This window comes from Paenibacillus dauci (assembly GCF_000971985.1).
GTDB classification, from domain to species: Bacteria; Bacillota; Bacilli; order Paenibacillales; family Paenibacillaceae; genus Saccharibacillus; species Saccharibacillus dauci.
Genome location: NZ_LAQQ01000005.1, coordinates 124,210 through 148,840, shown reverse-complemented (window position 1 = coordinate 148,840; position 24,631 = coordinate 124,210). Strand labels below are relative to the sequence as shown.

The 24,631-nt window shown below is 46.3% G+C and carries 20 protein-coding genes; 16 read left to right on the top strand and 4 right to left on the bottom strand.

What is annotated here, in order from left to right:
* Window positions 1-71 precede the first annotated feature (71 nt).
* Entirely contained in the window at window positions 72-1,796 is a 1,725-nt protein-coding gene (gene acsA, locus WH46_RS18435; RefSeq protein WP_046227858.1) for an acetate--CoA ligase, read from the bottom strand.
* Window positions 1,797-2,007: 211 nt separating this feature from the next.
* Here acsA and WH46_RS18430 point away from each other — a divergent pair, with 211 nt between their 5' ends.
* From WH46_RS18430 to WH46_RS18400, 7 genes are all read left to right on the top strand, one after another.
* A complete protein-coding gene (locus tag WH46_RS18430; protein WP_046227857.1) occupies window positions 2,008-2,640 on the top strand; it encodes a GNAT family N-acetyltransferase in 633 nt (210 codons plus the stop codon).
* A gap of 37 nt (window positions 2,641-2,677) precedes the next feature.
* Window positions 2,678-3,856, top strand: a complete 1,179-nt coding sequence (locus tag WH46_RS18425) for an acetoin utilization protein AcuC (RefSeq protein ID WP_046227856.1) — start codon at window positions 2,678-2,680, stop codon at window positions 3,854-3,856.
* A 265-nt stretch (window positions 3,857-4,121) separates the two neighbouring features.
* Window positions 4,122-4,679, top strand: coding sequence for an imm11 family protein (locus WH46_RS18420; RefSeq protein WP_046227855.1), 558 nt, complete (start codon window positions 4,122-4,124; stop codon window positions 4,677-4,679).
* A 165-nt stretch (window positions 4,680-4,844) separates the two neighbouring features.
* On the top strand, window positions 4,845-5,975 hold the full coding sequence (locus WH46_RS18415) for a glucose-1-phosphate adenylyltransferase (protein ID WP_046227854.1): 1,131 nt from the start codon (window positions 4,845-4,847) through the stop codon (window positions 5,973-5,975).
* 20 nt (window positions 5,976-5,995) lie between these two features.
* Complete coding sequence (glgD, locus tag WH46_RS18410; RefSeq protein WP_046227853.1) at window positions 5,996-7,099, top strand: glucose-1-phosphate adenylyltransferase subunit GlgD; 1,104 nt, start codon at window positions 5,996-5,998, stop codon at window positions 7,097-7,099.
* A gap of 37 nt (window positions 7,100-7,136) precedes the next feature.
* A complete protein-coding gene (locus WH46_RS18405; RefSeq protein ID WP_046227852.1) occupies window positions 7,137-9,578 on the top strand; it encodes a glycogen/starch/alpha-glucan phosphorylase in 2,442 nt (813 codons plus the stop codon).
* A gap of 122 nt (window positions 9,579-9,700) precedes the next feature.
* Window positions 9,701-10,609: an NmrA family NAD(P)-binding protein gene (locus WH46_RS18400; RefSeq protein WP_046227851.1), complete on the top strand. Its 909-nt coding sequence runs from the start codon at window positions 9,701-9,703 to the stop codon at window positions 10,607-10,609.
* A 23-nt stretch (window positions 10,610-10,632) separates the two neighbouring features.
* Here the strand turns inward: WH46_RS18400 and WH46_RS18395 are convergent, their stop codons facing one another.
* Window positions 10,633-11,916 carry a helix-turn-helix domain-containing protein gene (locus WH46_RS18395; RefSeq protein WP_046227850.1) on the bottom strand — a complete coding sequence of 428 codons (1,284 nt, stop codon included), beginning with the start codon at window positions 11,914-11,916 and terminating at the stop codon, window positions 10,633-10,635.
* A gap of 255 nt (window positions 11,917-12,171) precedes the next feature.
* Here WH46_RS18395 and WH46_RS18390 point away from each other — a divergent pair, with 255 nt between their 5' ends.
* The 4 genes from WH46_RS18390 to WH46_RS24140 all read left to right on the top strand — a co-directional run bounded on the left by WH46_RS18390 (window position 12,172) and on the right by WH46_RS24140 (window position 18,242).
* On the top strand, window positions 12,172-14,430 hold the full coding sequence (locus WH46_RS18390; RefSeq protein WP_052714298.1) for a glycoside hydrolase family 3 N-terminal domain-containing protein: 2,259 nt from the start codon (window positions 12,172-12,174) through the stop codon (window positions 14,428-14,430).
* 246 nt (window positions 14,431-14,676) lie between these two features.
* Window positions 14,677-15,525 (top strand): BglG family transcription antiterminator LicT, encoded by an 849-nt coding sequence (licT, locus tag WH46_RS18385; protein ID WP_017813236.1) that lies wholly within the window; start codon window positions 14,677-14,679, stop codon window positions 15,523-15,525.
* A gap of 258 nt (window positions 15,526-15,783) precedes the next feature.
* Window positions 15,784-17,706 (top strand): beta-glucoside-specific PTS transporter subunit IIABC, encoded by a 1,923-nt coding sequence (locus WH46_RS18380; protein WP_046227849.1) that lies wholly within the window; start codon window positions 15,784-15,786, stop codon window positions 17,704-17,706.
* 35 nt (window positions 17,707-17,741) lie between these two features.
* Window positions 17,742-18,242: a hypothetical protein gene (locus WH46_RS24140; protein WP_046227848.1), complete on the top strand. Its 501-nt coding sequence runs from the start codon at window positions 17,742-17,744 to the stop codon at window positions 18,240-18,242.
* A gap of 319 nt (window positions 18,243-18,561) precedes the next feature.
* On the opposite strand, the gene WH46_RS18370 is transcribed toward WH46_RS24140, so the two are convergent.
* Together WH46_RS18370 and WH46_RS18365 are read right to left on the bottom strand one after the other, a co-directional pair.
* Window positions 18,562-19,839, bottom strand: coding sequence for an MFS transporter (locus WH46_RS18370; protein WP_046227847.1), 1,278 nt, complete (start codon window positions 19,837-19,839; stop codon window positions 18,562-18,564).
* A gap of 95 nt (window positions 19,840-19,934) precedes the next feature.
* Complete coding sequence (locus tag WH46_RS18365; RefSeq protein ID WP_017813241.1) at window positions 19,935-20,909, bottom strand: glycoside hydrolase family 43 protein; 975 nt, start codon at window positions 20,907-20,909, stop codon at window positions 19,935-19,937.
* Between the two features lie 337 nt (window positions 20,910-21,246).
* Between WH46_RS18365 and WH46_RS18360 the strand changes: the two genes are divergently transcribed.
* The 5 genes from WH46_RS18360 (at window position 21,247) to WH46_RS18340 (ending at window position 24,607) form a co-directional block, all read left to right on the top strand.
* Complete coding sequence (locus tag WH46_RS18360; protein ID WP_017813242.1) at window positions 21,247-21,669, top strand: chemotaxis protein CheW; 423 nt, start codon at window positions 21,247-21,249, stop codon at window positions 21,667-21,669.
* A 461-nt stretch (window positions 21,670-22,130) separates the two neighbouring features.
* A complete protein-coding gene (locus tag WH46_RS23545) occupies window positions 22,131-22,769 on the top strand; it encodes a phospholipase D-like domain-containing protein (RefSeq protein ID WP_197088290.1) in 639 nt (212 codons plus the stop codon).
* Between the two features lie 214 nt (window positions 22,770-22,983).
* Window positions 22,984-23,538, top strand: a complete 555-nt coding sequence (locus WH46_RS18350; RefSeq protein ID WP_017813244.1) for a GNAT family N-acetyltransferase — start codon at window positions 22,984-22,986, stop codon at window positions 23,536-23,538.
* Between the two features lie 56 nt (window positions 23,539-23,594).
* Entirely contained in the window at window positions 23,595-24,026 is a 432-nt protein-coding gene (locus WH46_RS18345; RefSeq protein ID WP_069202850.1) for a GNAT family N-acetyltransferase, read from the top strand.
* 38 nt (window positions 24,027-24,064) lie between these two features.
* Entirely contained in the window at window positions 24,065-24,607 is a 543-nt protein-coding gene (locus tag WH46_RS18340; RefSeq protein WP_231584380.1) for a GNAT family N-acetyltransferase, read from the top strand.
* Window positions 24,608-24,631 lie beyond the last annotated feature (24 nt).

Here is a 24,631-nt window from a genome sequence, read left to right as displayed (position 1 = left end):
TAGGAATAGGCAATCGATGACGCCCTTCAAGTTACATACGATGCTGGTACATATATGCAGCACAAAACGAATCAGTCTTCCATGGTAGACAGGTCACCTGTCGGCAGTTCCAGCTCCCACGCTTTGAGTACCCTGCGCATAATTTTACCGCTACGGGTTTTGGGCAGCTTGTCCTTGAATTCAATCTCCCTTGGAGCGGCATGAGCCGATAACCCTTCCTTGACGAAGCAGGTAATTTCCTGTTTGAGCTCATCCGAAGCCGTAAAGCCTTCACGCAGGGAAATAAAAGCTTTGATAACTTCACCGCGTACAGGGTCTGGCTTACCGATAACGCCAGCCTCGGCGACTGCAGGATGCTCGACCAGTTTGCTTTCTACTTCAAAAGGACCGACCCGCTCACCAGAAGTATTAATAACATCATCAATCCGTCCCTGGAACCAGAAGTACCCATCTTCATCCATATAAGCTGAATCTCCGGAAATATACCATCCTGGAATACGTACATATTCTTCGTATTTGGCAGGATTGTTCCAAATTTTGCGCATCATGGACGGCCAGGGCGTCTTGATGGCCAGATTGCCCATTCGTAGCGGCGGCAGCTCATTTCCCTGATCATCGACAATAGCGGCCTCAATACCCGGCAGAGGACGTCCCATAGAGCCTGGACGGATATCCATTCTAGGATAGTTGCAGATCAGCTGGGCACCTGTTTCTGTCATCCACCAGGTATCATGGATACGTTGCTGATAGACCCGGTAGCCCCAGCGAATAACTTCGGGATTCAGCGGCTCGCCTACGCTGAGTACATGACGCAGGGAAGACAGATCATACTGTTCGACCGCTTCATCGCCAGCACCCATTAACATTCGGAATGCAGTAGGGGCGCTATACCATACAGTGACTTTGTAACGCTGAATCGTCTCATACCAATCTTGAGGACTGAAGCGTCCGCCACGAATAACATTGGTTGCTCCATTCAGCCAGGGTGCAAAGATGCCGTAGGAGGTACCTGTCACCCAGCCTGGATCGGCTGTACACCAGTAGATATCATCCAGCTGTAGATCCAGTACGATCCGGCCGGTATATTCATGCTGCAGCATCGCTTGATGAACATGATAGACACCTTTGGGTTTCCCGGTAGAGCCGGAAGTATAGTGAAGGATCAGACCGTCTTCCGGATCCACCCATTCGATTTCCGTTTCATCCGAAGCGGATTCCATCGCTGTGGAGAAATGAATTTGGCCATCCTGCAGCTCGGACTCTTCTCCATATACGATGATATGTTTCAGCTCCGGCAGTTCGGCAGCAGGAATGCGTCCGACCAGCTTGGGGGTCGTCACAATCGCTACAGCGCCGCTGTCCAGGAGACGATCGCGTACAGCGGTTTCCATAAATGCTTCGAATAATGGACCGGCAATTGCACCTATTTTGATAATGCCTAGCAGCGTAAAATATAATTCCGGTGTCCGCGGCATGAAAATAAACACACGGTCGCCTTTGCCAATCCCTAATTCACGCAGCATATTGGCTGCCTTGTTGGATTGCTGGCGCAGCTGCTCAAATGTATAGGACTCGTCGCGCTGCGGATCGCTGTAATGAAGAGCAACTTTGTCTTTCAATTCCGAGGTGGCATGGCGGTCAATGGCTTCATGAGCCAGATTAACTTTACCACTTTCATACCAGCTGAATCTTTTCTCTACATCTGCCCAGTCAAATTGTTTGCGGGCTTCTTCATAATCCATCATATTGGCCTGAGTGGCTTCTACAGCAATGACTTCCAGCGTATCTTTTCCCATTAGTACCCTCCAAGTGAATAAGATATTAAGTTTCATTTACCATATATAGCGCTTACAAAATAAGATACTACCTTTTCACAAAATGTTCAAATTATCTTTCATTATCAAAAAAGGAATCATATGCCAAACAAATATCTTTCACATGCATTTTTTGGAAAATTATATATAATCTAAGAAAGCGTTATCAACTTGTTTGGGAAAGGAAACCGGTATGAATCATTTGAAAATCAGACAAGAGGAAATACTTCATACAGAGAATGGCTCCTTGGTGTTGGAAGGTCCTGTGCCGCCGGAGCAGATTCAGACCTGCCGGATGCATGCCGAACTCGATGCTTTCCGGCGGCCAGCGGAGCAAAAGGAAGCATTGATCGAAATCGCCGGTCTGCCGGAGGGGCGCATTATTATGGCTACGGATAAAGACCAGATTGTCGGTTATGTCACTTTTCATTATCCCGATGAATATGAACGTTGGTCAGAAGGTAATATGGAGGATCTGGTCGAACTCGGCGCCGTCGAGATCGCCAATGAGTATCGTGGTCTCGGCCTTGCCAAAAAGCTGATTCAGCTCGCTTTTCGGGAACAGCAGCTCGATAATATGATCGTATTCACAACTGAATATTACTGGCATTGGGATCTGGAGAATACAGGTCTCAGCGTATGGGATTACCGCAAAATGATGGAGAAGCTAATGAAGAATGTAGATATGGTCTGGTTTGCTACCGATGATCCGGAGATCTGTTCCCATCCGGCGAATTGTCTGATGGTACGAGTCGGCAAAAAGGTGCCTCAGGCCTCGGTGGAAGCTTTTGACCGGATTCGTTTTCATCAGCGTTTTATGTACTAGATCGAAAGCAGCTACACAGAAGAGAGGAGTGAAGGTGATGAATGATGCTGTCTATGTACACCATCCCGATAGTTTAAAGTATATATTTCATCAGGGACATCCGTTTGATCAGCGCAGGCTGGTATTAACCATGGAACTACTGCAGCAGACCGGTGCGCTACCGGCTTCCAGCATCCTGACACCGGATCAGCCTCTCGATGAGCATTTACTGCAGCAGATTCATATTCCCGGTTATATTGAAGCGGTCAAGCAGCTGAGTGTTTCTTCACCATCTGCCGAAGCTCTGCAAAATGCAGCTCAGTATGGTCTGGATCATGGAGACAATCCTTATTTTCCAGGTATGCATGAGAGTGCAGCAGCTATTGCAGCGGGCTCTGTGTATGCCGCTGATCTGGTTATGAGCGGCCAATATCGTCATGCGCTTCATATGGGCGGAGGACTTCACCATGCCATGCCGCAGAAAAGCGCGGGTTTTTGTGTCTATAACGATGCAGCGCTGGCGATTACCCATCTGCGTCAGCAGTATGGGGCGCGGGTGCTCTATATTGATACCGATGTGCATCATGGAGATGGAGTGGAGATGTGCTTTTATACCGATCCGCATGTATTCACATATTCGATTCACGAGACAGGCAAATATTTGTTTCCGGGTACAGGGCTGGTCGAGGAACGAGGAGCAGGCGAAGGATTCGGGTTCACATTGAATGTCCCGGTAGAGCCCTATACGGAAGATGCTTCCTGGCTGGAATGTTTCGAGGCGACGCTATCTCAAGTGATGGAACGGGCAAAGCCAGATATTATTATCAGTCAGCATGGATGCGATGCTCATGCGCTCGATCCGCTATCCCATATTCACTGCTCCATGGAGATTTATCGGCAGATGCCCCGCATGATTCATGAGGCTGCTCATACCTGGTGCGAAGGACGCTGGGTAGCGCTCGGTGGAGGCGGGTATGACATTTGGCGTGTTGTACCAAGAGCATGGTCGCTCGTATGGCTGGAGATGAGCAATCATCCTCTCCTGGAGCAGATCGCGAGAGAACCACTGCTGTCCCTGCCAGACTCCTGGCTTAAGCAATGGCAGGGAGAAAGTCCTGTCGAACTCCCGACGACCTGGATGGATGATGTACAGCGCTGGCAAGAAATGCCGCGTAGAGAAGAAATCACCCGCCAAAATCGTTATATCAGCGAGCTTGCGGCTTCCTATTTAAGATAGAAAATATAAAATTTGTGAACTGATTATTAAAATCCTTTTGTAAAAAAGTGGCGACAACTGATTTTTCGGGTATATAAGCAGTGCCGGGAAGACAGGCAGCAACAAAAAAGGAAAATAGATGAAGAAATGTACAAATGCGTTTTGAATTTGAAGGTTAATGCTGCCTCGATGTAGAAATATACCATAGCATCATTATTATTAGGGCTATTGAATCATTTCTTTGTATCTATGATTTGCCTGCCGTTCTCGAAAGGAAGAGATGCCTATGTGTTATATCCTGCTACCGGCAGAGATTTACCCGGACCGTTACTGGTTCAAGTACAGTTTCCACGATTCACCGGATCACCTGAATTTCAAGAAGGGTACGGTGCAAAAAGATTGGGCCAAATCCCCCAAGTTTCATCTTCAGGGAGAAGTGGATCTTGGAAGGCTGCTTCATTTTGACTGGTTTATGACAGATGGGCCGGATCTGATTGGCCCGCGTCTGGCGGCGTTGATCCGCAAGTATGCACCCAGGGATGTACAGCTGATTGATGCAGAGGTGACCGTTAATGGCGAACCACTCAAAGGATTCCAGGTTCCCAACATCACCAGCGTAATCAACTGCCTGGATATGGAGGAGTCGGTATATGTGCCGCTGCTTCCAGGCATACATGGCAGCCCGCCGCATTTGATTTCGGTGGCTTTCCGGCCTGACGCGCTTCAGGGGCACGGTCTGGTCCGCTCCAATGAAGATATCAGTCTGATCGTGGCTTCGGCTGAATTTGTGGAAGCATGCCGTGCAGAGAGTATTACGGGTATCCGTTTTCAGGAGAATCTGTAAGCTATCCAGCTGTAACGGACAGCAGTTGCGATCCGATGCGTCACGAGGAAGTCTCCCCTTTATTAAGCGGTAATGATCTGGCTCAAATGCAATTCAGTATTAGTCTCTCAGCGTTATCGTATTTCAGGTAAAGAATATGACAACTCATACCAAGGAGGCTTTCCCATGAGTAAAAAAGAAGTAGTGGCTATGCTGCTTGCCGGAGGACAAGGCAAGAGACTGAAAGATTTGACCAAATCACTGGCAAAGCCAGCCGTCTATTTTGGCGGAACGTATCGGATTATTGACTTCCCGCTCAGCAACTGTGCCAATTCCTGCATTGATACTGTAGGTGTTCTGACACAATATGAGCCGACACTCCTGCATGCGTACATAGGAGTCGGTAACGACTGGGATATGGATCGCAAAAATGGTGGGGTATTCGTACTGCCACCGCATGAACGCCAGGAAGGCAGCAGCTGGTATCAGGGTACAGCGGATGCAATCTACCGCAATCTCAAGTTCGTAGAGAGCTTTGATCCCGAGCATGTGCTGATTCTGTCAGGTGACCATATCTACAAAATGGATTATCAAAAAATGATTGATTATCATAAAGCAAAAAATGCAGACTGCACCATCTCTGTCGTAAATGTAACGCTGGAAGAAGCCAGCCGTTTCGGTATGCTGAATACCCACGATGACCTCAAAATCTATGAATTCGATGAAAAACCAAAGAACCCGAAAAGCACACTGGCCTCTATGGGTGTCTATCTGTTTAAATGGGATGTGCTCAAATCCTATCTGATCAAGGATGAGCAAGATCCCGCTTCCTCTTATGACTTTGGTAAAGACCTGATTCCATTACTGCTTGGCGATAACAAAACCTTATACGCTTATCCATTCGAAGGATACTGGCGCGATGTAGGTACAATCGAGAGCTTGTGGGAAGCGAACATGGATATGCTGTCCGAAGCACCGGAGCTGGATTTGAATGATCCGAACTGGAGAATCTTCACACGCAGTCCGAATCAGCCAGCCGCTTATATTGCACCTTCGGCAGTCGTTCAGGATAGTATTGTCAATGAAGGGTGCATCGTTCACGGTGAAGTAAAACACTCGGTTCTCTTCTTCAATGTTGAAGTCGGGGAAGGCAGTGTCATTACGGATTCCGTGATTATGCCAGGCGTCAAAATCGGCAAGAATGTACGTATTCACAAAGCGATTGTCAATGAAGACATGGTGCTGGAAGATGGAGCACAGATCGGTGTGGAACGTACGGATGAAAAGGAAATCATGCTCGTAACCAACGAATCATAATATAGAGGACGGTGACTGCAATGAAAGGATTTGTAGGCGTTATTAATCTCGATCATGAACTGGATCAATTGAAGGAATTAACTTATTTCCGCTGCGGCGCGGCAGTTCCGTTTGCTGGCCGTTACCGTTTGATTGACTTTGCATTGTCCAACATGATGTACGCAGGGGCACAGGATATCTCGCTGTTTGTCCGCCGCAAATACCGTTCTCTAATGGATCATCTGGGAGAAGGCAGACCTTGGGATCTGGACCGCAAACGTGGTGGACTCTTCATTCTTCCACCAGACTGGCATGATCCGACCGATACATCGACAGGTGATCTGCAGCATATCCATAATAATATGGATTTCTTCCATCGCAGTACCGGTGACATTATTATTCATACCGGTACCCAGCATGTGAACAAGATTGATTATAAGGACGTCTATGCCTATCACCTGGAAAAAGGTGCGGATGTAACTGTCATTTACAAAAAAGTGGACCAGCTTATGCCTGAGCATAGTGCCTGCCGCCGGATCGAAGTGGATGAGAGTGGATTTGTTACCGATATCCATCAGGAATTGGATCATAACAATATTTACCTCGAAGCATTCATTATGAGCAAGGATCTATACCTGGAGCAGGTGAATTACTGCATTGCCCATGGCAAAAGTTATTTCTTCCGCGATGCCATTCAGAACAATCCGAATCATCTGAAAATAGCCGGTTATGAATACACAGGCTATAATGCCGTCATTAACTCGGTAGAGAGCTATTATAAAAATAGTATGGATCTGCTCTGCCCGGACAATTATCATCAGCTGTTCCGCGAGAATCCGGTTCAGACCAAGATCAAATATGAAGCTCCAGCCAAGTATCTGGAATCGGCGCAGGTGCATAATTCCCTCGTAGCGAACGGCTGCGTAATTGGCGGCGAAGTGGACAATAGTATTCTGTTCCGCGGCGTTAAAGTTGAAAAGGGCGCCAAAGTCATCAACTCGATCATCCTGCAAAAATGCACGATTGAGTCTGGAGCAGTGCTGGAAAATGTGATTCTCGACAAGGATGTACAAATCACTCACGATCGTACCTTGATCGGTGATGTAAAACATCCTTATGTAACCGCCAAAAGTACTTCTCTGTAAACGCTGATGCTAATCTGACTGCAGGAGGAATACACTTTTGTTTAAAAACAAAGAAGAATTTAAACAGATCTTTCAGAACAATGTTGTCTCCAAGCTGGGGAAGCCGCTGGACGAAGTGTCCAATGAAGATGTCTATACGATTCTGAGCCGGATGCTGCGCGAGTTTGCAGGCCGGGAATGGGCAGCTACGAACCGTGAGCTGCGCCAGGACCAGGAAAAGCAGGTGTATTACCTGTCGCTTGAATTCCTGATTGGTCGTCTGCTTGGTAACAATCTGCTGAATATGGGCATGCTGAAGACGGTCAAGGAAGGTCTGGAAGATCTGGGTATATCACTCGGGGATATAGAAGAGGAAGAAGCAGATGCAGGTCTTGGCAACGGCGGTCTCGGTCGCCTGGCTGCCTGCTTCCTCGATTCTCTGGCTTCGCTGGGATATGCAGGTCATGGCTGCGGAATACGTTATCAATACGGATTGTTTGAGCAGAAAATTGTCGATGGCAACCAGGTGGAACTGCCGGATGATTGGCTGCAAAAGGGATTTGAATGGGAAGTCCGTCGCGCTGATCGCAAAGTGGAAGTACGCTTCGGGGGTCAGGTTGAGACTCGCGAAGAAGATGGCGAGCTGTACTTTTCGACGCGTGATTATGAAGCGGTCTGGGCAGTGCCTTATGATGTGCCGGTAATTGGTTACAAAGGCAGCAATCCAGACTATCATATCAATACACTGCGACTGTGGAGTGCAGAGCCGGTACGCGAGATGGCCAACCGCAATATGGCGAACGGTGGCAACTATTACAATTACCTGAACTACAACCGCTCGGTCGAATCGATCTCAGAGTTCCTGTATCCGGATGATAGCCATTACGAAGGTCGTCTGCTGCGTCTGAAGCAGCAGTACTTCCTCTGTTCTGCCGGTCTGCAGAGTATTCTGCGCACGTATGATAAGCTCAATCTGAGCTATGATCATCTGCCGGATCAGATTGCGATCCATATTAATGATACGCATCCGACACTGGTTATTCCGGAACTGATGCGGATCCTGATGGATGAAAAGGGCTATGGATGGGATGCGGCTTGGGATATTACATGTCGTACCGTTTCCTATACCAATCATACGATTCTGAGTGAAGCACTGGAGAGATGGCCGGCACAGATGATCCGCGAATTGATGCCGCGTGTGTATATGATCATTGAAGAGATCAATACCCGTTTCTGCAAAATGTTAATGGATAAGTATCCTGATGATCCGGATCGTGTCGCACATATGGCGATCGTCTATGATGATCAGGTCAAAATGGCTCATCTGGCGATTGCCGGCAGTCACAGTATTAACGGAGTTGCTGCGCTGCACACGGATATCCTCAAAGAGCGGGAAATGCGTAATTTTTATGAGCTGTATCCGCAGCGTTTTAATAATAAAACAAACGGAATTACCCATCGTCGCTGGCTGATGCATGCCAATCCCGAACTATGTGATCTGATCAGTGACTCGATTGGCAGTCGCTGGATCACTCATCCACAGGAACTGGTCGGCATTCTCAAATATAGCGAAGACGCCGGATTCCAGGAAAAAGCTGCTGCAATCAAACAGCATAACAAGCAGCGTCTGGCTTCTTATATCGAACAAAAGTATGGAACGGTTGTGAATACCGAATCCATCTTCGATGTTCAGGTGAAGCGTCTGCATGCGTACAAGCGTCAATTCCTGAATATTCTGCATGTTATGTATCTGTACAATCAGCTCAAATCAATGCCGTCCCATGATATGGTGCCGCGTACCTTTATATTTGGAGCCAAAGCGGCACCAGGCTATTATCTGGCAAAAAGCACGATCAAGCTGATTAATACGGTAGCCAATGTAGTGAATAACGATCCGGATGTGAAGGACAAGCTGAATGTCTTTTTCCTGGAAAATTATTCGGTATCACTGGCAGAGAAGATCATTCCGGCAGCCGATGTCAGTGAACAGATCTCTACAGCGAGTAAGGAAGCTTCCGGTACAGGGAATATGAAGCTGATGATGAACGGAGCACTGACGATCGGTACGATGGATGGTGCGAATGTAGAGATGTATGAAATGCTGGGAGATGCCAATATGTTCATTTTCGGTCTGACAGCGGATCAGGTAATGAACTATTACCAGCATGGAGGCTACAACGCACGGGATATCTACAACAGCGATCCACGGATCAAGGAAGTGGTCGATCAACTGGTCACTCCGGGTCCGTTTGCCCAGAATTCCTATGAGTTTGACTCCTTGTATCGCTCGCTGCTGGATGGCAATGACGAGTACTTCATGCTCAAGGATTTCGATTCCTATGCCGAATCGCATGTACAGATCGAAGCAGCCTACCGCAATCAGAAAGACTGGCTGAAACGATCGATTCATAATATCGCCCACTCCGGCAAATTCTCCAGTGATCGCACGATTGGACAATATGCGTCCGAGATCTGGAAGATTCATCCGGTGAACAAGTAAATTAAAACAACCCTCTCACACTGCATAAAAATAGCAGGAGAGAGGGTTATTTTATGTACAAGCTGCTGGTCAATGGTCGAGAATAAGAAATAACAAAATATACTTAAAAGGTGGATGTTCTTTTGAATAATTCCCGTACAACCATACTCCTTGCCGGAGCCACCGGAGATCTCGGTGAACGCATTACCAAAGCTCTTATTGAGCAAGGAGCACGAGTCAAAACGATTGTCCGTCCCACTACATCAGCGAGCAAGTTGGAGCATCTGCGCCAGCTGGGTGCAGTGCCTGTTCCGATTGATTACAATGATGCGGCAGCGCTACGAGAAGCCTGCGCGGATGTCTTCTGTGTAGTCTCCGTACTGAATGGACTACGCGATGTGATCATCGATACCCAGACGCTGCTGTTGAATGCAGCTGTTCAGGCAGGAGTTCCCCGGTTTATCCCATCCGATTACTCTATGGACTATCGTCATTTGCCGGAAGGGTCCAATCGAAATCTGAACTTGCGCCGTGAATTTATGAAACGGCTGGACGAAGCGCCGATCAAAGCGACTTCCATCTTGAATGGAGCATTTGGCGAACTGTTGACCGGCATGGTGCCCATTGTACTTTTCCGCTATAAACGCATCTTATATTGGGAAAATGCAGATCAGCTCATGGATTTCACTACCAAGGATAATGTAGCTGCCTATACGGCGCGAGCTGCTCTGGATCAGGATACGCCGCGCTTTCTTCATATTGCTGGCGATCAGGTGAGTGCCAGCCAATTGGTAGCCATTATGAGCGAGATCAGCGGTCAGCATTATCGTCTGCTTCGAGCAGGAGGCCATAAGCGTCTGGAGTTTCTGACAGGAGTAGCACGCCGTTTTGACAGGAAGAAGCAGGATGCTTTTCCGGCCTGGCAGGGTATGCAGTATATGAATGGTATGTTCACTGGTGCCGGCAAGCTGCAGCAGATAGATAATGATCGTTATTCGGACATTCACTGGACTACTGCCAAGCAGATTTTATCCGAGACGATCCATAATTAACTTCCTTGTTTGTCTCGTTTAAGTCAAGCCATCTGATGGGCTATCAGTGCTGCGCGTTCACCGCCTGTCGGATTTTTACGATACTGCTTGGGTGTGATGCCTACGTATTTTTTGAATATCTTGGTGAAATAGCTTTGATCATGAAACTGCAGCATTGCTGCAATCTCTGCCAGCGAGTGAGCGGAGAGACCAATCAGCCGCTTGGCCTCCTCGATTCGGGCCTGTTGAATATACATAACAGGAGATACCCCGGTCTCACGTCGGAATACTTGTGACAGATAGTCGGCATTGAGCTGGGCAGCGGCTGCCAGCTGATGCAGATGAATCGGTTCATACAGATGATTGAAAATATAATTCCGGCAAATATTAATCTCTTCCGAATACCGCTTCCGCTGACCTTCCAGTACACGATCAACAAAGTCGGTATGGCATTTTTGCAGAGCAATTTTCACTTCGGCAGGTGTCTGGCATTCTTCAATCGCCTGAATATGAAGGTCGCTGAGCGTGTAGGCAATCTCAGCATTAACTCCGCCATCCATAGCAGCACGGGTAGCGAGTGTGATAGAGCAGATTGCCAGATTTTTCTCGCTGCGCAGCAGGCTTTTTTTGGATAATACGCCCAGTTTTTCTGTAGGAAATCCCAGTTCCCATTTTACGAGGTCTTCCTTGCGTCCCTCACGGATGTACTGCAGGAAGACCTTTTCCATTTCCGGATTCTGATGATAGGAAGTCTGAGAATGCTGTTCGTAATTGTCATAGGGGGAAGGCGGTTCATCCGGAACAGCAGGCAGATCGCTGGGGACAATGTCGATATACAGGGTATGCTGGATAACTTCAGCGATATCGAGCTGAACCTGATACAGCATATAATGGATCATGACAGCAGCATTGTAGATTCGTTCCTTGGAAATCAGGGGTACCCGCCGATAAAATTCCAGTACATTATCCTGCTGGCGAAAAGTCAGATGGTAATCGCGAATAATGCCTTTGACCAATTCTTCCGGCACGATCGCATGAAAAAAGGGACCGGCAACGAGCGTGCCCTGACGCACATTATTATGGTGAAGCGGAATCATCAGATACTGCTCCAGAAAATTGGTGGCTTTGACCGCCGGATAATCATCCGGTATTTGTGCTGTCAGTAAATCAAGACCCTGCAGTTTATCTGTATACAGCGGGTTAAAAGGCTGGATCGGATATTCGTCAATCATTTCTCCGTTTATATCCATAATATACATAGGCATGTGATATTCCACATACAACATCTTCATCATAAAACGAAGTAGACTGAGAAACTCGGTATTCATTGTTGATTCCCTCCGTATCTCTTTTGAGTAAGCAGCTCTATGTGCAATTATCGTGATTTTACCAAAAATTAAAGAATAATACCATAAATGCATGGCGAATAAGCCTACATTATAGATAAGCTTATTACATTATCCAGACAATACCGATTTATTATAACCATGAGCAAACGGAAGGTTTGAATAATAATTCAACTGTTACTTTATGGTTACACCGTCTGGTCCAACTTATTATGATACAGGGGATGGGATACGATTATGACTATTCAAAAATCCAATATACATGCAGAACTGTCTGCACTGGTTGCTCCATATCGCAAACAGGATGTAACGCCACGCAGTGATGAGAATATCCGGGAATCTGCCGAGCAGCTGCTTAATGAGATGACCCTGGCTGAGAAAATTGGTCAAATGAGTCAGTGCGCCGATTCCGAATTCGCTTTTGGCGGTGAGATCGAAGCGGATCCGACCGAACTGCTTGTCCGTGAAGGACGTGTAGGCTCTATCCTGGGCGCATTTAACAGCCGTCGTACTTTTGATTTGCAAAAAATGGCTGTAGAACAGTCCCGACTGCGTATTCCGCTGATGTTTAATGCCGACGTTATTCATGGGTACCAGACGATTTTCCCTATTCCGCTGGCTTGGGCGTGCAGCTGGGATCTTGAGGAGATCAAGCGTGCCTGCATGATTGCAGCCAAAGAAGCAACAGCATCGGGTATTACGTATAACCATGCGCCTATGGTGGATATTAGCCGTGATGCCCGCTGGGGTCGTGTCATGGAGGGTGCAGGCGAAGATCCATATCTGGGTTCATTGATCGCACGTGCCCAGGTTGAAGGATTCCAGGGAGACAGTCTGTTCAGTGAAGAGACATTGATTGCCTGCCTGAAGCATTTTATTGGTTACGGCGCCTCCGAAGCAGGACGTGATTACAATACAGTCGATATGTCGGAATGGACGCTGCGCAATGTGTATTTGCCTCCATTCAAGGCAGGTCTGGAAGCAGGTTCTGCTTCGGTCATGAATGCTTTTAACTTTTATAATGGTATTCCTGTTGCGGGTAACAAGTTTATCCTGCATGATCTGCTGCGTGAAGAACTCGGATTCGATGGGATGCTGATTTCCGATTATGGAGCAGTGGATGAGATTTATATTCATGGAGCCGCTCGTGATCGCAAAGATGCAGCCCGTCAGTCTCTGGAAGCAACCATGGATATCGAGATGGTCACACAGCTGTATGAGAACTACCTGCCACAATTAATTGAAGAAGGCAAAGTACAAGAAGCGCAGATTGATGCGGCAGTACGCCGGATTCTGATTTATAAATACAAAATTGGTATCATGGATGATCCATTCCGTTATATCCGTCCGGAAAAAGAAGAAGAGTATCACTTCCATGCCGATCATCTGCAGGCCAGTCGGGAACTTGCACGCAAGTCGATTGTTTTGCTCAAAAATCAGGATCAGATCCTGCCTTTGCAGACTGAAGCAGCAGCGGCCGGCACACAGAAAATCGCCGTTATCGGACCATTCGCCGATAGCAAGGACATGCTGGGTACATGGCAGTTCTCCCGTTACAAGGAAGAAACGGTGACACTGCTGGAAGGATTAACAGCCAAAGGAATCGATGAAGACCATCTACTGTATGCCGAAGGCAGCGGTGTGAATGATCCGATAGAGGGCGGCATTGAGCAAGCTGTTCGCGCTGCAGAAGCGGCAGACATCGTGCTGCTGGCGCTGGGTGAGCATAGCGAAATGTCCGGAGAAGCAGCATCCCGTATGGATATCTCTATTCCTGCTGTTCAGCAGCAGCTGGCCGAAGCCGTCGTTGCGGTAGGGAAACCGGTCGTACTCGTACTGACCAATGGTCGTCCACTGGTACTCGACTGGTATGAACAAAATGTAGATGCGATTGTAGAGACATGGTTCCTCGGCTCTCAGGCAGGACATGCCATTGCAGATGTACTGACTGGCGACTATAATCCGACCGGCAAGCTGACCATGAGCTTTCCCAAACATCTCGGCCAGTCTCCGATTTACTACAATCGATTTAATACAGGTCGTCCATTGACTGCAGAGAACCAGGAGGAGAAATACATTTCCAAATATCTCGATGGTCCCAATGATCCGCTATATCCATTTGGGTACGGACTGAGCTACACCGAGTTCAGCTATTCCAATCTGCAGCTCGATCATCAGCAGATGAAGAGTGGAGAGCATATTACGGTGACTGCAACAGTGACCAATACGGGTAGCATGGCTGGAGAGGAAATCGCCCAGATGTATATTCAGGATCTGTACGGAACGACTGTCCGACCGGTCAGAGAATTAAAAGGCTACCGGAAAGTGCAGCTGGCGCCGCAAGAATCGGCGCAAATCGAATTTGTGATCACCGAGCAGGATTTGGAATACTGCAACGCCAGATTGGAATGGACAGCCGAAGAAGGTGAATTTAAAGTCTATGTCGGCACACATTCTGGCAGTACGCTGGAGCAGACTTTTGAACTAATTAAATAATATTTTTCGACAATTTGTGTAAAAATACTCATTACCGGGTAATATCTTTCTATACAAATAACTATAATTCCGTACAGGAGAAAAGGCTTACAAATGTGGTTGTCATTTTTTGTCGCCTATGTTAGTATGAATGTATAGAAACCAAAACACGGATTGTTACTGAGAAATCAGGCAAAACCGAAACTGACGAGCATGTCATTTTTGGTTTTGCCTTTTTAAGTATTTTTATAAAAAAAGGTGATGAGAATGAAAATATCGCAGGTTCTGAATAACAATGTCGTCACCGTTGTAGATCCTGGCAAACAGGAATTGGTCGTCATGGGCCGGGGGATCGGATTCAAGAAACATCCGGATGACCTTATCGATGAAGCGAAAATTGAAAAGGTATTCAAGCTGGAGAGTCAGGAAGTGTCGGATAAGTTAATGACCTTGTTGTCGGATATTCCGATTGAATACATGGAATGCTCGGATGAGATTATCCAGTATGCGCAGACTGTATTAGGCAGTAAGCTGCATGACAGCATTTATATTTCGCTGACAGACCATATTCATTTTGCTATTGAACGGCATCGGCAGGGATTGGAAATCAAGAATGCTTTACTATGGGAAATTAAAAAGTTATATCGTAAGGAATATTTTATTGGTACCAAAGCGTTGCAGATGATTGAGGACAAGCTCGGTGTGTCGCTTCCCGAAGATGAAGGTGGATTCATTGCTTTGCATTTTGTGAATTCCCAGTTGAACGGACAGATGAGCGAGACAGTCAGCATGACCAATATTGTCAAAGATGTACTTCGCATTGTTACCCGGCATTTTGTAATCGAGCTGGATGAAGAATCGCTTAACTATTTCCGTTTCCTGACCCATCTCAAGTTTTTCGCGCAGCGAGTAGTGAGCGGTGCAGCGAGTGATCAGGGTGACAGTCCACTGCACGATATGGTAAAGTCGCAGTATCCTCAGGCATATGCCTGTGCACTGAAAATTCAGGATTATACCCGCAAGATTCATCAACGCGATCTCTCCAATGAAGAGCTGCTTTATCTGACTATTCATATCGAGAGAGTTACCAAAAAAGAAAATGTAGAACAAGCATAGCAGTTACAGAGCAGCAGACAAGCAACCATCATAAGCATCCATACAATGGTATTCAGCAAGATGAAAGCGCGTAATTAGCTAGTACAACATAATACCCGGCAGGGATTGTTACTTTTGGTAGGCAAAACCTAAATGTCGTTGAATGATACATACCACCAGCTTACAGGCTGCCGCGGTTCATTCATCCACATTTAGGTTTTTTTATATGCACAACCATACAATAAATAACTGTTGTTCCATTTAAAAGGAGTGTCTGACATGGATAAAGCGAAAGTGGCAAAAGACGTATTGCAGCTGGTCGGAGGGGAAGAAAATATCGATCAGGTTACACACTGTATGACCCGGCTTCGGTTCAATCTGCATGATGATAACAAAGCAGATAAAGCCAAACTGGAGAAAACCCCGGGTGTTATGGGCGTTATGAAAAATGGAGGACAGTTCCAGGTTATTATCGGTAATGATGTGGCTGCTGTCTACAAAGAATTATCCGGCGCGATGTCCGGTGGCAAACGTATGGAAGCCAGCAGTGATCGGCCGAAAAAGAAACGCAATCCGGTAAGCGCATTATTTGACTTTATTTCCGGTATGTTCACCCCGATTCTGCCAGCAATCACCGGTGCAGGTATGATCAAAGGGATTATCGCAATTCTGGTCGCTGTAGGCTGGATGTCCGACAAGAGTTCTACTTATATTATTCTGTCTGCGATTGGTGATGGTGCCTTTTACTTCCTGCCGATTATCCTGGCAGTGAGTGCGGCCCGCAAGCTTGGCAGTAATATGTATATTGGTGCAGCGCTTGGTGCAGCCATTATGCACCCGACGATTACAGCACTGCTTGCACCGGGAGATACAGTATCGTTTGCAGGCCTGCCTGTTCTGGCAGCCACATATTCATCGACCGTTATTCCGATCGTTATCGCCATTTGGATTGCTTCCTATGTAGAGAAAGCAATTGATCGTATTACGCATTCTTCTGTTAAATTGCTGATTGTACCTACTGTAACACTGCTAATTATGGTACCGCTCACATTGATCGCTGTTGGACCACTCGGTTCCCTGATCGGTAATGGACTATCTGGTGGTATTACATGGTTGTTTGATAATGTATCTGTACTGGCAAGTATTCTGATTGGTGGAACAATGTCTCTGCTGATCATTACCGGTATGCACTATGCACTGACACCAATCGTTATTGGTTCTATTACAACACTTGGGTATGATTTTATTATTCCGCTTATGTTTGCAGCCAATCTGGGACAAGCAGGGGCAGCACTGGGAGTAGGTCTGCGCGGGAAGAATAAACAGCTAAAATCGCTTGGCTACTCGACAGGTTTGACGGCCGTGATGGGGATTACCGAGCCAGCAATGTACGGGGTCAACATGAAGTTCAAAAAGCCGTTTATCGCTGCACTGATCGGTGGTGCCGTAGGTGGCGCATTTATGGGAATCATGCACGTCAAATCCTATGTTATTACAGGTCTGGTCGGTCTGCCTAGTATCGCAGCCTTTATCAGTCCACAGATTAGTACACTGGTCTATGCATTGATTGGTGGGGTTATTGCCTTGGTAGTTGCAGCAGCAGTAACCTACTTTATGGGAATCAAGGAAGACAGCGAAGAAGATGCTGAGGCTGAAGCTGTCACAGAAGAAATTGCAACTCCTGCAGCAGCAAATACCAGCGCTGTAGCCGCTACTCTGATTGACCATGAATCCCAGCAGGCTGCAGTGATTCCTGCACAGATCATGAGTCCGCTAAGTGGCGAAGTGAAGCCGCTGAGTGAAGTTCCCGATCCGGCATTTGCTCAAGAGATTATGGGTAAAGGTGTAGCGATTGAGCCTTCCGAGGGCCGTGTGGTCGCTCCGGTCAATGGTACGGTCTTCTCCGTATCGAAGAGCGGTCATGCTATTGGTCTGGTCAGCGAGGAAGGTACCGAGATGCTGATCCATATCGGTATTGACACCGTGAAGCTGAAAGGCAAACACTTTACACCGCATGCCCAGGCAGGTCAGGAAGTGAAGATCGGTGATCTGCTGATGGAATTCGATCTGGAAGCTGTTCGTGCCGATGGCTATGAGACCATTACACCAGTGATCGTAACCAATATTCAAAATTATAATAATTTGGAGCCTGCTGGTAATACAGCAACACAAGCAGGAGAGTTGCTCTACAAACTGAACTAAATAAACAGCAGAGAAAAGACGGAAGAGTTGCAGGAATGCTGCAATCTTCCGTCTTTTTTATTCGATATGCACTTTACATCACGGGTCGTAGCCAGGCTATAATCCTTGAGACAGAGACAGAGACAGAGACAGAGACAGAGACAGAGACAGAGACAGAGACAGAGACAGAGACAGAGACAGAGACAGAGACAGAGACAGAGACAGAGACAGAGACAGAGACAGAGACAGAGACAGAGACAGAGACAGAGACAGAGACAGAGACAGAGACAGAGACAGAGACAGAGACAGAGACAGAGACAGAGACAGAGACAGAGACAGAGACAGAGAGCATCTATGTGCATGTGACAAGTATTTTCATCAATGACGGGAGGTTGTTTATGACTGTTATGATCAGATGTGGAGACATTCAACTGGATCAATCACCAATGAAAAAACAAAAGCCTGATCAGCGCGACTGCCGTACAATGGACAGCAGTCGTGCTGGTCAGGCTTTTCGGATTGCAATGGATCAAGAAAGCAATAATGGAGGAGATTGATCTTGTAGCCATCAGCGGATGAAGATAAAGCAGTCGCCTATAGATCTCCACTGAATGTTTTGATAAGAATAACCCCGCCCCAGACAATAGCAATACCAAGCACCGCATAGAGCCGATCTTTAACAGATGGATTCAAGATTCCTAACTCCTTTGTACAAGTAAAATAAGGCCTGACGTATTGCTCAGGACACTACCACATTGTACCAGATTCAATAAATGATTCAAGGGAATACCGACAAAAAAGCAACCTTTCTCCATTTATGGTGGAAAGGTTGCTTTTAGGGGTGAATCGCTTACAAAGAACGCTTACAAATAGCGTTTACATTTTTGGTGAAGCGACCATGTTGGTTTTGCTGTTTGGCTGAACTGCACCGACCGGACTACGACGCTTCTTGTCATTGGAGAGACCGAAGATCGAGATAATCGTGATAACCAGTACAATTGCACTCAGGAAGTAATACGTATTCTGGAATCCAATATTGGTATACATGTTACCGGCAATACTGGAGAAAATTACGATCGCTGCCTGCTTGGCAAAGTTAAATGCGAGCAGATAAATGGTAGCGGATAGTCTCACATCGAATACACCGGTGATGTATTTGAAAATGGATACGAGCAGCAGCGGCATTTCCACAGCAGCGATCAGACGCAGCAGAGAAAGGGAAATGGTATCGGTTGCAACAGCGCTTCCAAAGATACGGACAAAGGTCAGAATACCAAACAGGATCAGGCCGTTTTTCGCACCAATTTTGTTAATAATCCATGGCATGAAGATCATCAGTACAGCTTCGATTGCTGTCTGCAGGGAGACCAGCTCACTAAAACGCTGTGTACCAATTGCTGTAGTTGGGAAGAACTGGTTGTAATAGTTCGGGAATTGCTGGTCAAATACATCATAGACGCTGGCTGTACCCACAATCAGCAGAGCCAGGAACCAGAAATTACGCAATTTGAAGATCGAGAATACCCGTTCCTTGGTAATCTCACCACCGTCAGCCGGATCAGCAGCTGCAGCAGCCGAAGAAGATGTATCCACTTTGGCTGTACGCAGCAGAATACCCAGCACAGCAGCCGAAGCCGAAGCAAACCAGAAAATGCTGATCGGATTGGCCAGGTACATCATACCACCAATCAATGTAGCTGTAGCACCTGCGATAGAACCGAACAGACGCACACGTCCATACTCGATCGAACTGGCACGGCTGGCACGCTCGATATACGCTTCAACAACCCCTACACCACCCTGGAACACGGCACTGAGGTAAATACCACCAACAATAGCACCTACCCAGATATTGAATTGCAGGATCGGAATAAATACCCAGGTGAAGAAAGGACCCATCAACAGGGCTGCACAAACTACAAACCAGAACAGATTTTTCCGGAAGCCCAGCTTATCGGAAATGACGCCGAAGAACGGCTGGTAACAAAGAGCGATCAGTGAGATCGCCGAGAAGACCAGACCGGTGTGTCCAGCATCGAGGCCGGCTTGTTCCTTCAGCCAGATCGGCAGGAAGGCCAGTACAACCGCCCAGATTAAGAAGTAGAAGAAGAAAAGACCGCCAAAATTCCAGAAATTCCATTTAGGTAATTTCATGATGTAAACCTCCTATCCAATATGAAGCATTGTCTCTATTTGTGTATGATATTTAGGCGTTGCAGCAAATCACAGTATGATTTCTGTTTATAGGATCAGGAGTGAACGAATCCTTCGTCCGGTACCGGCTTGCCAAAGTTTGGTGTGCCATCTTCATTCCATTCGATCAGTTGGGCACGGGTATGACGGTTAGGATCGTGCAGCGGATCACCTTTGATCTCTGTGTAGTTACGGGCATGATAGATCAATACATCATGCTGATCATCCTCTGAGCGAGTGAAGCTGTTATGACCCGGACCGTATTGTCCATTTTCCGGAGCGCTGCGGAATACTGGTTTGTCCGATTTGTGCCAAGAATTGATATCCAGCAGATCGCTGTTCTCATCGGCACTCAGCAGACCCATGCAGTAGTTGATGTCGGTAGCGCTTGCAGAGTAAGTAATGAAGATCTTGCCGTTCTTTTTAAGTACAGCCGGTCCTTCGTTAACGAGGAAGCCGATAACTTCCCATTCCAGTTCCGGTTTGGTCAGCATAATTTGTGGACCTTTGAGTGTCCAAGGATTTTCCATTTCGGAAATGTACAGATTGGAGTTGCCCGGGATATCATAATCACGTTGTGCCCATACATAGTACAGCTTGTCATTGTGCTGGAATGTAGTAGCATCGAGTGCAAAAGATTCCCATTCGGTAATAACCTGTCCTTTTTCTACCCATTCGCCTTCCAATGGATTGGCAGCATCGGTCTCGATGACATACATGCGGTGGGTAAATGTATCATTTACCGGATGATCTACATCTGCAGCAGCAAAGTAGATGTACCATTTACCGTGAATATAATGAATTTCCGGTGCCCAGATCAGCTGGCTCATTGGACCATGGTCATGCTTGCGCCATACAGTTACCGCTTCTGCATCTCCGAGACCCTGGATCGTAGCAGAGCGACGAATCTCCAAGCGATCATACGTAGGTACGGATGCTGTAAAGTAGTAGTAACCGTCCGTGTGTTTGTATACCCATGGATCAGCACGCTGTTCGACGATCGGATTTTTAAATGTTTGAGATGAATTCATGTTTTCCACTCCTTTTTCAAATTAAACCATTCTATAATATTCAGGTAACGCTTACATGAAGATTATAAAATAATGTACGTACAAGTTACCTTAACAAAAATGTTAATAATAAATAAGTACATACATAACTTGATTAAATCCTAGCACTTTTTTTTAAAGAAAGCAATATTGAATCCATAATGTTGTAGGACAAGCTTTATAAAAAGACATCATTTCGTTGATGTTGTACGTACATTTGATATAAAAAATAAATAATTAAACAAATATGGTGATCTGGTCGATATAAGTTATAAATGCATATGCATAAGCCAGAAATACATTCAAGGAGCCAACCAATATGAAAATCGAACTTATTGTCTTTTATGTGGCGAGTCAGCCTTATGCGATTAACTTTAATGAAATTGACGAGATTCAGCCCGCCAAAAAAGGAACACCATTACCATTTGCAGAAGACTGGCATGAAGGATTGATCACAGTTCGTGGTTCCCTTTATCCACTTGTAAATCTGCGCAAGCTGCTCGCCGTGTCTTACGACAGTCCCAAAGAAACCGACAAAATGATTCTGCTGCGTCGTTCCCGTGTAGCTCTGCTGGTCGATGAACTGGATAATACCGCTATTATTGATGAATCCGATCTTCGCGAGAATCCGGAAGTAAACAGCCGTGATATTCTGCCGAATGCTTTTGAATCCAATGGCAATATCGTACCGATCGTGAATGTCGAAATTCTGCTGTCCTATACACGTAACTCTTACGTATAATCATCTGTCATTCGCTTAAGCATAAAGTTGCAAAGCTCTGTCTGATTTCAGACAGGGCTTTTTGTTGTAGGGAATATATACTTAATAGCTGTTTAAATACTTTGGCAAAGATAAAAGATAGAGGGCGGTACAGCATCCGTAGTATTTCTTTAATCAAATAAAGACTTGCTTTTAAAATGATGAAGATTCATCCAATCATGGGCGTATATTTGATAGGTATTTATTCAGGATAGCAGTGTTCGCATGACAAAATGCTGTCGTATGACGTATACTAAAAGAATTGTCTCGTTAATAGTACAGTTACTAAGGTTATTTCGAAGTGTGTCAAAAGAGGATAGCCAACTGTATAGAGCATGAAAAGAACGCACAGAATAGAACTGGAACGACAGAGAGGATTTTTAAAGATGAAATGGTATCATGCAATCAAAAGCCAACATGCAAAATCTCGGAGCATTAACCAATTGGCAGTACTGGCATTGGGAAGTGCCCTGCTGCTCAGTGCTTGCTCATCAGGCCAAGCTTCTGACGCAAAAAGTAACGGCGCAGCTGCCGGACAGGAAAATGCAGTATCGGAAACAATCCAAAATAACTCATCTAAAGCACACAGCTCTGACTTATCGCCAGCATCTGCTGCTGTGAGTCCTGCTAATATTGATTATGTGTTTACTTCCCAGGGACAAGATGGAGAGCAGCTGGTCCTAAAAGAGATTAATAATGCGCAGCAATCTATTGATCTTGCAATGTACAACTTATCGCGTGGTTCGATTGTCAAAGCTCTGGCCAAAGCCTCAGAGCGCGGCGTACAGGTGCGAATTATCAGCGACCAGTCCAAAGTAAACCTGGATGATCTGCAGCGATTAGTAGATGCAAATGTGCCGATCAGAATTAATACGTTTGAAGGTAAAATGCATGAGAAATTGATGCTGGTAGACGGAAAAACAGCGCTTGTGGGTTCTTTTAACTATACCCGTGCTTCGAGTGAAGAGAATGACGAGGTGCTGCTGGCAATTCATGATGTAGCATTAACGAGTCAATGGAATGAAATTTTCACAAAAATGTGGGGAGATCAAGAGCGTTACCGGAATTGGCAGGGAAATTGATCTAATAGGTATTTGATAAAACAACTACAAAAAATAGCAAACTATCAACGTTTACAAGGCTGTCCTGCTGAGGGCAGCCTTGTTCTTTTTATGCGCAAATATAAGAGAGCAATACAGGCTTTATTTATGATAAAATACGAAATAATCTTTAGCTAGCACATTGTATTTTGGAAAAGGGTCATAGTCGGTACATAATAGCGAAGGAGTGTGGAATATGCGCGTGGAAGATGTATTCGGATATTTGCCGGTATTGGAGACGGAGCGGCTGTTGCTGCGTCCGGTAACGAAGGAAGATCGGGAAGATATGTACGAGTATGGGTCAGATTCGGAGCTCACGCGTTATGTGACCTGGCATACGTATCAGTCCATCGATGATGCGGATGCTTTTATTGAACATCTGCTGGGTCTGTATGCCGAAGGACAAGTGGCTCCCTGGGCTATTCAGGATAAAGAGTCAGGGCGAATGATTGGAACCGCAGGGTATGTCAATTGGGATATCCGGCAATTTCGTGCAGAAATAGGTTATGCGCTGGCACGTCCTTACTGGAATCGGGGGTATATGACTGAAGCGATGAATGCTATTCTGCAATTTGGTCGTGAGCACATGAAGTTAATGCGAATTGAAGCACGCTGCATGCCGGAAAATATCGGTTCTGGTCGCGTACTGGAGAAGCTGGGTATGCAGTACGAAGGTCTTTTGCGCAAACATCTGTATGCCAAAGGCAGATTCCATGATGTTAAACTGTATGCTGGCATAACACATGATTAAGCATCATTTTATAAATAAGCCGATCCTGTTTTTTGCTCCATCTTCCGTGCTTCGGCATGGTTGATGGGCAATTTATCCGTTGGCAGGAAGGTAAATACAGGAATGCCATTATAGAGCTTCTGGGTCTATGTATGGAAACTTCGCATCGAATTGAACAGATCTATATGCAATATGCAGCGGGTCATTCTTTGCGATTATATGGGTGGGTTCAGGCAGATCAACTGGTGGGAATTATGGGTATCCATGTTCATAGTGACGTTTTGCACGAAATTACTCATCTGGCAGTCATGCTGGATCATCAGCAGGCGGGAATTGGTAGACAAATGATACAGACCTATCACAGCGAACATTCATCAATTCAGCTATTTGCCGAAACGGATAGGGAGGCAGTTGGATTTTATCGACAGAGTGGATTTGCCATTTACAGTCTGGGAGAGAGATATCTTGGTGTCGAGCGATTTCGCTGTGTGCGGTCTGTAGATAGTTAAGGCTGGCATGCATTCTTTTGAAGACAGGAGTGTAGAATATGTTATCTGATCCGTCCACTTCATCCTCGCAGTTCTCGTTGACCTCGTCTGCACCGGAGGTCAAGCTGGAATTCTATCATCCGGGGCATCTGGAAGCGCTGATGAAGTTTGAGCTACCTACAGAACAACATCGTTTTACTGCGCTGCCGGTGGAAGTGCTTGAACGAGCTTTGACCGATCCTGACCGTTATCCGGTAGTTATTACTGCTGCCGGAGAAGCGGTGGGGTTCTTTATTTTACATATCGGTACCGGTATTCTATCCTACCAATCCTATACCAGTACACCTGTCCCGGAACTCATGCTCCTTCGGGCGTTATTAATCGATTATTCCCGGCAGGGGCGCGGGTATGCGGGTCAGGCGATGCGTCAGCTGCCAGATTGGGTGGGGCAGCATTTTCCGGAGATTCGAGAGCTCGTTCTGGCAGTAAATGTGAAAAATGAACCGGCACAGCAGCTGTATAGCCGCTATGGATTTATAGATCAGGGAATGCGGCGGCAAGGTATTGTCGGGCTGCAGTGGATCATGCATTATTTTTTATAATTTGATAGGGTGAGGAGATATTGA

Excerpts from the sequence above, each read along its gene's own strand:
- acsA (WP_046227858.1), bottom strand. The coding sequence starts at position 1,796 with ATGGGAAAAGATACGCTGGAAGTCATTGCTGTAGAAGCCACTCAGGCC.
- WH46_RS18430 (WP_046227857.1), top strand. The coding sequence starts at position 2,008 with ATGAATCATTTGAAAATCAGACAAGAGGAAATACTTCATACAGAGAAT.
- WH46_RS18425 (WP_046227856.1), top strand. The coding sequence starts at position 2,678 with ATGAATGATGCTGTCTATGTACACCATCCCGATAGTTTAAAGTATATA.
- WH46_RS18420 (WP_046227855.1), top strand. The coding sequence starts at position 4,122 with ATGTGTTATATCCTGCTACCGGCAGAGATTTACCCGGACCGTTACTGG.
- WH46_RS18415 (WP_046227854.1), top strand. The coding sequence starts at position 4,845 with ATGAGTAAAAAAGAAGTAGTGGCTATGCTGCTTGCCGGAGGACAAGGC.
- glgD (WP_046227853.1), top strand. The coding sequence starts at position 5,996 with ATGAAAGGATTTGTAGGCGTTATTAATCTCGATCATGAACTGGATCAA.
- WH46_RS18395 (WP_046227850.1), bottom strand. The coding sequence starts at position 11,916 with ATGAATACCGAGTTTCTCAGTCTACTTCGTTTTATGATGAAGATGTTG.
- WH46_RS18390 (WP_052714298.1), top strand. The coding sequence starts at position 12,172 with ATGACTATTCAAAAATCCAATATACATGCAGAACTGTCTGCACTGGTT.
- licT (WP_017813236.1), top strand. The coding sequence starts at position 14,677 with ATGAAAATATCGCAGGTTCTGAATAACAATGTCGTCACCGTTGTAGAT.
- WH46_RS18380 (WP_046227849.1), top strand. The coding sequence starts at position 15,784 with ATGGATAAAGCGAAAGTGGCAAAAGACGTATTGCAGCTGGTCGGAGGG.
- WH46_RS24140 (WP_046227848.1), top strand. The coding sequence starts at position 17,742 with ATGCTGCAATCTTCCGTCTTTTTTATTCGATATGCACTTTACATCACG.
- WH46_RS18370 (WP_046227847.1), bottom strand. The coding sequence starts at position 19,839 with ATGAAATTACCTAAATGGAATTTCTGGAATTTTGGCGGTCTTTTCTTC.
- WH46_RS18365 (WP_017813241.1), bottom strand. The coding sequence starts at position 20,909 with ATGAATTCATCTCAAACATTTAAAAATCCGATCGTCGAACAGCGTGCT.
- WH46_RS18360 (WP_017813242.1), top strand. The coding sequence starts at position 21,247 with ATGAAAATCGAACTTATTGTCTTTTATGTGGCGAGTCAGCCTTATGCG.
- WH46_RS18350 (WP_017813244.1), top strand. The coding sequence starts at position 22,984 with ATGCGCGTGGAAGATGTATTCGGATATTTGCCGGTATTGGAGACGGAG.
- WH46_RS18345 (WP_069202850.1), top strand. The coding sequence starts at position 23,595 with ATGGTTGATGGGCAATTTATCCGTTGGCAGGAAGGTAAATACAGGAAT.
- WH46_RS18340 (WP_231584380.1), top strand. The coding sequence starts at position 24,065 with ATGTTATCTGATCCGTCCACTTCATCCTCGCAGTTCTCGTTGACCTCG.